Annotated in this window: 9 protein-coding genes; all 9 read left to right on the forward strand. The window is 71.6% G+C overall.

Annotation, left to right across the window (positions count from 1 at the left end; all coding sequences use genetic code 11):
* Positions 1-438: RibD family protein (locus G6028_RS07130; protein WP_182658454.1), on the forward strand; the 438-nt coding region annotated here is incomplete at its 5' end.
* Positions 439-480: 42 nt separating this feature from the next.
* A complete protein-coding gene (locus tag G6028_RS07135) occupies positions 481-1,104 on the forward strand; it encodes a riboflavin synthase (RefSeq protein WP_182617907.1) in 624 nt (207 codons plus the stop codon).
* A gap of 75 nt (positions 1,105-1,179) precedes the next feature.
* Entirely contained in the window at positions 1,180-2,436 is a 1,257-nt protein-coding gene (locus G6028_RS07140) for a bifunctional 3,4-dihydroxy-2-butanone-4-phosphate synthase/GTP cyclohydrolase II (protein ID WP_182609493.1), read from the forward strand.
* Positions 2,433-2,909, forward strand: coding sequence for a 6,7-dimethyl-8-ribityllumazine synthase (ribH, locus tag G6028_RS07145; protein WP_179525336.1), 477 nt, complete (start codon positions 2,433-2,435; stop codon positions 2,907-2,909). The genes G6028_RS07140 and ribH overlap by 4 nt, the downstream gene beginning before the upstream one ends.
* Entirely contained in the window at positions 2,906-3,409 is a 504-nt protein-coding gene (locus G6028_RS07150; protein WP_182609492.1) for a PH domain-containing protein, read from the forward strand. The genes ribH and G6028_RS07150 overlap by 4 nt, the downstream gene beginning before the upstream one ends.
* Positions 3,410-3,415: 6 nt before the next feature.
* The gene (gene uvrC, locus G6028_RS07155; RefSeq protein WP_182658455.1) at positions 3,416-5,578 is read left to right on the forward strand and encodes an excinuclease ABC subunit UvrC; all 2,163 of its coding nucleotides are present in this window, start codon (positions 3,416-3,418) and stop codon (positions 5,576-5,578) included.
* A gap of 3 nt (positions 5,579-5,581) precedes the next feature.
* Positions 5,582-6,454, forward strand: coding sequence for an RNase adapter RapZ (rapZ, locus tag G6028_RS07160; RefSeq protein WP_182658456.1), 873 nt, complete (start codon positions 5,582-5,584; stop codon positions 6,452-6,454).
* Between the two features lie 40 nt (positions 6,455-6,494).
* A complete protein-coding gene (locus G6028_RS07165) occupies positions 6,495-7,460 on the forward strand; it encodes a gluconeogenesis factor YvcK family protein (RefSeq protein WP_182658458.1) in 966 nt (321 codons plus the stop codon).
* 22 nt (positions 7,461-7,482) lie between these two features.
* Positions 7,483-7,879: DNA-binding protein WhiA (whiA, locus tag G6028_RS07170; protein ID WP_182658457.1), on the forward strand; the 397-nt coding region annotated here is incomplete at its 3' end.

A 7,879-nucleotide genomic window follows, 5' to 3' on the forward strand; every position in this document is an offset into this window, starting at 1 on the left:
GTCGTCGTCGGTTCGGGGACCCGCGCCGCCGACGACCCCTCGCTCACCGCCCGGTCCGACGACGGGGCGCCCACGGATCGGCAACCACTCCGGGCGGTGATGGGACTGACCCCGGTGCCCCCGGACGCCGCCGTGCGGGGTTCCGACGGCCGGTTCAGGCACCTGGCCACCCGCGATCCCGCGGAGGCGCTCGCGATGCTCGGCGACGTCCAGCACGTCCTGGTCGAGGGCGGCCCCCGTCTGGCCGGGGCGTTCCTCGCCGCCGGGCTCGTCGACGAGGTCGAGGCCTACCTCGCCCCGATCGTGCTGGGAGACGGTCGGTCCGCCGTCCAGGGTGCCGGGGTCGGCACGCTCACCGACGCCCACGGCTTCGAGGTGCGCGAGAACGCGACCCTGGGTCGTGACGTCTACCTCCGCATGACCAGACGCACCGCGTGACCAGGCGCACCGCATGATTACATCCACGAGAGGACCACACTGATGTTCACCGGAATCGTCGAGGAACTCGGCACGCTGGAATCGGTCGAGACCGTCGGGGACTCCGCGCGACTGCGGATCCGCGGACCCCTCGTCACGTCGGACGCCCGTCACGGGGAGTCGATCTCCGTCAACGGCGTCTGCCTCACCGTCACGGAGTTCACCGCCGGAGAGGGATTCGACGCCGACGTCATGGCCGAGACCCTGGACCGCACCGCCCTGGGTGCGCTGAGCCCCGGGGACCCGGTGAACCTGGAGCGGGCGATGCGGGCGGACGCGCGGTTCGGGGGTCACATCGTCCAGGGGCACGTCGACGGGACCGGCGCGGTGATCAGCAGGACCGAGCACGACCAGTGGCACGTGGTGCGCATCTCGTTGCCGCAGGACCTGGCCCGTTACGTGGTGGAGAAGGGGTCGATCACGGTGTCGGGCACCTCTCTCACCGTGTCGGCGGTCAGTGCGCTCGACCAGACCGAACCGTGGTTCGAGGTCTCGCTCATCCCCACCACGCTGGAGGACACGATCCTCGGCCGCCTGACCCCGGGGGACGCGGTCAACCTCGAGGTCGATGTGCTGGCCAAGTACGTGGAGCGTCTCCTCGGTGGACGCGGTGGCCGGTCCCGGTGACCGGATGCGCCATACTTGTGGCCGTGCCCGCGGCCGACGCCCGGGTTTGATGAGTACCGAGGAGAACCCGCAGCAGTGACCACCTTCGACGGCATCGACCGCGCCATCGCCGACATCGCGGCGGGACGAGCCGTGGTCGTGGTGGACAGCGAGGACCGGGAGAACGAGGGCGACCTGATCTTCGCCGCCGAGCTCGCGACCCCCGAGCTCATGGGCTTCCTCGTGCGTTACTCGTCGGGGTACGTCTGCGTCGCGCTCGAGGCCGAGGACTGCCTCCGCCTGGATCTGCCGCCGATGCGGGCGATCAACGAGGACCGGCACGACACCGCCTACACGGTGACCGTGGACGCCCGTACCGGAGTCTCGACCGGGATCTCGGCCGCAGACCGCGCCCGCACCGCCCGGATGCTGGCCTCCACCGAAGCCGTCCCCGGGGACTTCACCCGCCCGGGTCACGTGGTGCCGCTGCGCGCGCGTCCCGGCGGGGTGCTGACCCGGCCGGGTCACACGGAATCCGCGGTGGACCTCGCCCGCCTGGCCGGCCTGCGGCCCGCCGGGGTGATCTGCGAGATCGTGTCCGAGGACGATCCGACCACCATGGCCCGGACCCCGGAACTGCGGCGCTTCGCCGACGAGCACGGGCTCGCGCTGATCACGATCGAGGCCCTGCAGGACTGGCGGCGGGCGCACGAGGTGCAGGTGATCCACGAGGCCGCCGCCCGCATCCCGACCCCGGCCGGCACGATGACCGCCCACGGGTACCGCGACGTCCTCCAGGGGGTCGAGCACGTGGCCATGGTCGCCGGCGACATCTCGGGCGACGAGCCCGTGTCGGTCCGCATCCACTCCGAGTGCCTCACCGGGGACGTCTTCCACTCGCTGCGCTGCGATTGCGGTCCGCAACTGGACGCGGCCGTCGCCTCGGTGTGCGAGGAGGGGCGCGGGGTGGTCCTCTACATGCGCGGTCACGAGGGCCGGGGGATCGGCCTGGTGCAGAAGCTCCGCGCCTATCAGCTTCAGGACGACGGCCGCGACACGGTGGACGCGAACCTCGACCTCGGACTGCCCGCCGATGCCAGGGACTTCAGCCTGGCCGCGCAGATGCTGCGCGATCTCGGGGTGACGCGCGTGCGGCTGATGACCAACAACCCCGCCAAGGCCGACGCCCTCCGTGCCGGCGGGGTCGAGGTGGTGGCGCGGGTCCCCATGCCCACCGCGGTGACCCCGGAGAACCTCCGGTACCTGCGGACCAAGCGGGACCGGATGGGCCACCTGCTCGAGGGCCTGGACGACGGGATCGACCCGGACACCAACGGAGAGGATCGGCGATGAGCGGCACCGGTAGGCCGGAATTGGTGATCCCCGACGCCCGCGGGCTGCGGCTGGGCGTGGTGGCCTCCACCTGGCACGACGAGATCTGCGCGCAACTGATGGACCGGGCCCTCGCGGTGGCCGAGACCTCCGGCGCGGTGGTCACCGTCGCCCGTGTCACGGGAGCCGTGGAGCTCCCGGTGGTCGCCCAGGAACTCGCCAGGTCACACGACGCCGTGGTGGCCCTCGGGGTGGTCATCCGGGGCTCGACCCCGCACTTCGACTACGTGTGCGGCTCGGTGACCGACGGCCTGACCCGGATCGCGCTCGACGAGGCCACGCCGGTCGCCCACGGGGTCCTCACCACCGAGAACGAGGCCCAGGCCCGCGACCGTGACGGGCACGAGGGCGCCACCGAGGACAAGGGCGGGGAGGCGGTCGCCGCCGCCCTGCGGGCGGCCGTCACCCTGCGCGACCTGCGGGCCGGACGATGACCGGGCGTTCGGACCTCGAGCGCCCGGATCTCGACCACTGGGACTTCGAGCACCGTCCACGACGACTCCGGATCGCCGTGATCGCGCTGGCGATCCTGACCGTCCTCGCCCACGTCGTCTGGGCTGTCGTGCTGGTCCGCGACGACACCGGGGTCACCATCGGGATCGCCGACCAGCTCGCCTTCGTGGCGATCGGTCTGATCTTCGCCGGCGTCCTGCTCACCCTCCTCCGGATCAGGGTGCGGGTGGGCGAGCAGGGGGTCGAGGTCCGCGGACCACTGCGTTCGCGGCTCTGGGACTGGCAGGACGTCGTGGGGATCACGTTCCCCCGGTCGAGCATGTGGCCCCGGCTCGAACTACCGGCCTACGAGCACGTCGGCGTCTGGGCCATCCTCACCGTCGACGGTCAGGACGCGGTCGAGGCCATGGGCACCATGCGGGAGACGGTCCGCCGGTACAAGCCCTCGGCCGCCGATCCCGAAACCGTCGCCGACCGCTGAGGCGTCGTGGCCGACCCGCGGACCTACCGCCCAGCCCCCGGTTCCATCCCCACGGAACCGGGGGTCTACCGGTTCCGCGACGCCCAGGGCCGCGTCATCTACGTGGGCAAGGCCAAGAACCTCCGCAGCCGGGTCGGGTCGTACTTCGCCGACCTCACCCTGCTCCACCCACGCACCAGACAGATGGTCACCGCGGCGGCGGGCGTCCAGTGGACCGTCGTCTCCACCGAGGTGGAGGCACTCCAGCTGGAGTACACGTGGATCAAGAAGTACGACCCCCGCTTCAACGTGCGGTACCGGGATGACAAGACCTACCCGCTCCTGGCGGTGACGGTGGGGGAGGAGTTCCCGCGCGCATTCGTCTACCGGGGGCCGCGACGGGCGGGGACCCGCTACTTCGGTCCCTACTCCCACGCGTGGGCGATCCGGGACACGCTCGACACCCTCCAACGGGTGTTCCCCGTGCGGTCGTGTTCGGCCGGGGTGTTCAGACGGCAGGCCCAGCTCGGCCGCCCCTGCCTGCTCGGCTACATCGACAAGTGCGCCGCCCCGTGTATCGGTCGGGTGACCGCGGACGAGCACCGCGAGATAGTCGACGAACTCTGCGACTTCCTCGCCGGCCGGACCGACGTCATCATGAAGCGGATCGAGAAGCGGATGCTCGAGGCGTCCGAGGACCTGGATTTCGAGCGCGCGGCCCGGCTGCGGGACGATCTCGGCGCGATGAGGCGGGCCATGGAGAAGCAGGCCGTGGTCCTGGGAGACGGTACCGACGCCGACGTCGTGGGCGTCGAGGCCGACGAGTTGGAGGTCTCCGTCCAGGTCTTCCACGTCCGCAACGGGCGCATCCGGGGCCAGCGCGGATGGGTGGTCGAGCACGCGCACGGTGTGGACGCCGACGGCCGGTTCGACCCGGCGCTCGCGGTCCCCGGTGTCGTCTCGGACTACCTCGCCCAGTTCTACGGAGGGGAGGCCGACCTGGCCGGGGCCGCCGAATCGGGCGCCGATCTCGCCGCCGCGGTGCCACGGGAGGTGCTGGTCCCGGCCCTCCCCGAGGACGCGGACGAGCTCGCCGACTGGCTCTCCACCCTGCGCGGATCACGTGTGTCGCTGCGGATTCCCCGGCGCGGCGACAAGCGCTCGCTGGCCGAGACGGTCCGGCGCAACGCGGTGGAGGCCCTGACCCAGCACAAACTGCGCCGCAGCGGTGACCTGACCGCGCGGTCGGCCGCGCTGCAGGAGATCCAGGAGACCCTGGACCTCGACACGGCGCCGCTCCGGATCGAGTGCGTGGACATCTCGCACACCCAGGGCACCGACGTCATGGCCTCACTGGTGGTGTTCGAGGACGGGCTGCCCCGCAAGAGCGACTACCGCCTCTACCGGATCCGCGAGGCGGCCGGCGACGGTCACTCCGACGACGTCGCGAGTATCGCCGAGGTGACCCGCCGACGGTTCCGGCGGCACCACGAGGAGCCGGCGGTGACCCCGGATGACACCGACGGCCCCGTCGACGACCGGGCCGAGCCCGACGACGCGGGGGCGGGCAGGTCCACTCCGACCCGCCGATTCGCCTACCCTCCCCAGCTCTTCGTGGTGGACGGCGGTCGGCCCCAGGTGGAGGCCGCCGCCGAGGTCCTGTCCGAGCTCGGTGTCACCGATGTCCCGGTGATCGGGATCGCCAAGCGGCTCGAGGAGATCTGGTTGCCCGGGGAGGAGTACCCGGTCATCTTCCCCCGGCACGGCGAGGGTCTGTTCCTCCTCCAGCGTCTGCGCGACGAGGCACACCGCTTCGCGATCCGCGCGCACCGGGGGGCCAGGTCAAAACGGATGACGACGTCGGTCCTCGACGAGGTACCCGGGCTCGGACCCGCACGCCGCGCCGCACTGCTGGAGACGTTCCCCACCGTGTCCGCTCTCCGGGCGGCCGGGATCGAGGACCTCTGTGCGGTCCCCGGGATCGGCCCCGGGGTGGCGGCCGCGATCCGGGCCACCCTGGGATCCCAGGACGCGGCGGCGGCACCGGGGGCGGATGAGGCGGCGGATGAGGCGGCGGCACCGGCGGCGGATGTGGCACCCGCCGACACACCGGGTCCGGACGGGTCCGGCGCCGACGTGGGAGACTCGGAGAGTGCGGTCGACGATGGCGGAACGAGCGACTCGAGGTGAACCATGGACATGAACGATGAGGGCCGAGAGCTCCTGCTCATCTGCGGGATGTCCGGTGCGGGCAAGGGCACGGCGTCGAAGGTGCTCGAGGAGTTCGGCTGGTACGTCGTGGACAACCTCCCGTTGAAGTTCATCGGGGAACTGGTGGATCGCCTCGGCGAGACGGAGGAGGAACCCAAGAGGTTGGCGATCGTGGCGGACGTCCGCAGCCTGGGTTTCGACGAGCACATCGGCGAACTGCTGGGCCGCTTCGACGGCCGCCCGCAGGCGAGGATCCTCTTCCTGGACGCCTCCGACGAGGCCCTGGTCAAACGCTTCAACAACGTCCGGCGGTCCCACCCGTTGCAGTCGGGCGACGGGCTGATCGACGGTATCCAGCGGGAACGGAGGGTGCTGGAGGGGATCCGTGGCCGCGCCGACGTCGTGGTCGACACCACCTCGCTGAGCGTGCACGACCTCCGGCACCGGCTCGAGAAGCCGTTCGGTGACCTGGGGTTCGACTTCCACCTCACCGTCGAGTCCTTCGGCTTCAAGTACGGGGTGCCGGTGGATGTGGACATGCTGCTGGACATGCGGTTCCTGCCCAATCCGCACTGGATCCCGGAGCTGCAGGCGCACACCGGCCGCGAGAAGCCCGTCCAGGACTACGTGCTCGCGGACCAGTCGATCGAGGAGTACCTGCGCGCCGCGGTGTCGATGATCGGTCTCGCGATGACCGGGTACCGGCGGGAGGGTAAGCGGTACATGACCATCGCGGTCGGGTGCACCGGCGGCAAACACCGGAGCGTGGCGATCGCCGAATCACTGGCCGGGCGGCTCGCCGGCCTCGACTCCGTCAATGTCCACGTCCGGCACCGTGACCTCGGACGAGAGTGATCGCGTGACCGGCCAGGCCACGGTCGGCGGATCCGGCCGGATGGGATCACTCGTCGCCCTCGGGGGAGGGCACGGGTTGTCGGCGACCCTGCGTGCCGGGCGGATGGTGGCCGACCACGTGACCGCGGTGGTGACCGTGGCCGACGACGGCGGCTCCTCGGGGCGTCTCCGGCGCGAGCTCGACATCCTGCCCCCCGGAGACCTCCGGATGGCGCTGTGCGCGCTCGCGGCCGACGACGACCAGCACCAGCAGCTGACCAGTCTGTTCCAGCACCGCTACGGAGGGACCGGGGCACTGGCGGGCCACGCCGTGGGGAACCTCGTCTTCGCGGGATTCTGGGAACTGCTCGGGGACCCCGTCGAGGCGCTCGACGCCGTCGCGTCGATGCTCGGGGTGACCGGGCGCGTGCTCCCCATGTCACCGGTCGCCCTCGACATCGCCGCGGAGGTCGTCGGCCTGGAGGCCGACCCCCGGGTCGTGCGTACGATCATCGGCCAGGTCGCGGTGGCCACCACGCCCGGCAGCGTGCGTCGGGTTCGCCTCATCCCCGCCGACCCGCCCGTGGCGGAGGGCGTCGTCGAGGCCATCGAGGCCGCGGACATGGTCGTCCTGGGACCGGGATCGTGGTTCACCAGTGTCATCCCGAACGTGCTGGTGCCGGAGATCGCGTCCGCTCTGGCCCGCACGTCCGCGACCCGGGCGCTCGTCCTCAACCTGGCGCCGCAACACGGGGAGACCGCCGGGTTCTCCGCCGAGCAGCACCTCCACGTCCTGCGCCAACACGCGCCCGAGGTCGACGTCGACGTGGTCCTGGTGGACCCCCGGATGCCGCTCAGCGGGACCGAACGCGAGCACCTCGACCGCGCCGCGGCGGGCCTCGGCGCGCGGGTCATGGTGGCGGACATCGCCAGGACGACATCGGATGGGACGATGAGACCCGTACACGACCCCGCACTGCTCGCCCGGGCGCTCGCCGCCACGGTGACGGCGGGGGCCGATGAATGACCGGAGAACGAAGGAGCAGGGCGTGTCACTGACCGCACAGGTCAAGTCCGAACTGGTGAGGGTGCCGGTGGGCAACTCCGAGACCAGGAAGGCGGAGATCGCCTCGCTCCTGCGGTTCGCGGGCACCCTCCAGGTCCTCTCGGGACGCCTCGTGATCGAGGCGGAGGTCGATTCGGGCGAGATCGCCGACCGACTGTCCGGGGAACTCGACTCGCTGTTCTCGGTCCCCTGCGAGATCCACCCGATCGGGGGATCCGGCGGCAAGCCGGCCCGGAAGTTCGTTCTGCGGGTGATCGACCGCGGCGCGGACCTGACCCGCCAGCTCGGCCTGGTCGACACCGCCGGTCGCACGGTCCGGGGGTTGCCCGCCGCGGTGGTCGGCGGATCCGTCGCGGCCGCGGAGGCGTCGTGGCGGGGGG

Source organism: Dietzia cercidiphylli (genome assembly GCF_014145145.1).
In the GTDB taxonomy this organism is placed as follows: domain Bacteria; phylum Actinomycetota; class Actinomycetes; order Mycobacteriales; family Mycobacteriaceae; genus Dietzia; species Dietzia natronolimnaea.

Excerpts from the sequence above, each read along its gene's own strand:
- G6028_RS07135 (WP_182617907.1), top strand. The coding sequence starts at position 481 with ATGTTCACCGGAATCGTCGAGGAACTCGGCACGCTGGAATCGGTCGAG.
- ribH (WP_179525336.1), top strand. The coding sequence starts at position 2,433 with ATGAGCGGCACCGGTAGGCCGGAATTGGTGATCCCCGACGCCCGCGGG.
- G6028_RS07150 (WP_182609492.1), top strand. The coding sequence starts at position 2,906 with ATGACCGGGCGTTCGGACCTCGAGCGCCCGGATCTCGACCACTGGGAC.
- rapZ (WP_182658456.1), top strand. The coding sequence starts at position 5,582 with ATGGACATGAACGATGAGGGCCGAGAGCTCCTGCTCATCTGCGGGATG.
- G6028_RS07165 (WP_182658458.1), top strand. The coding sequence starts at position 6,495 with ATGGGATCACTCGTCGCCCTCGGGGGAGGGCACGGGTTGTCGGCGACC.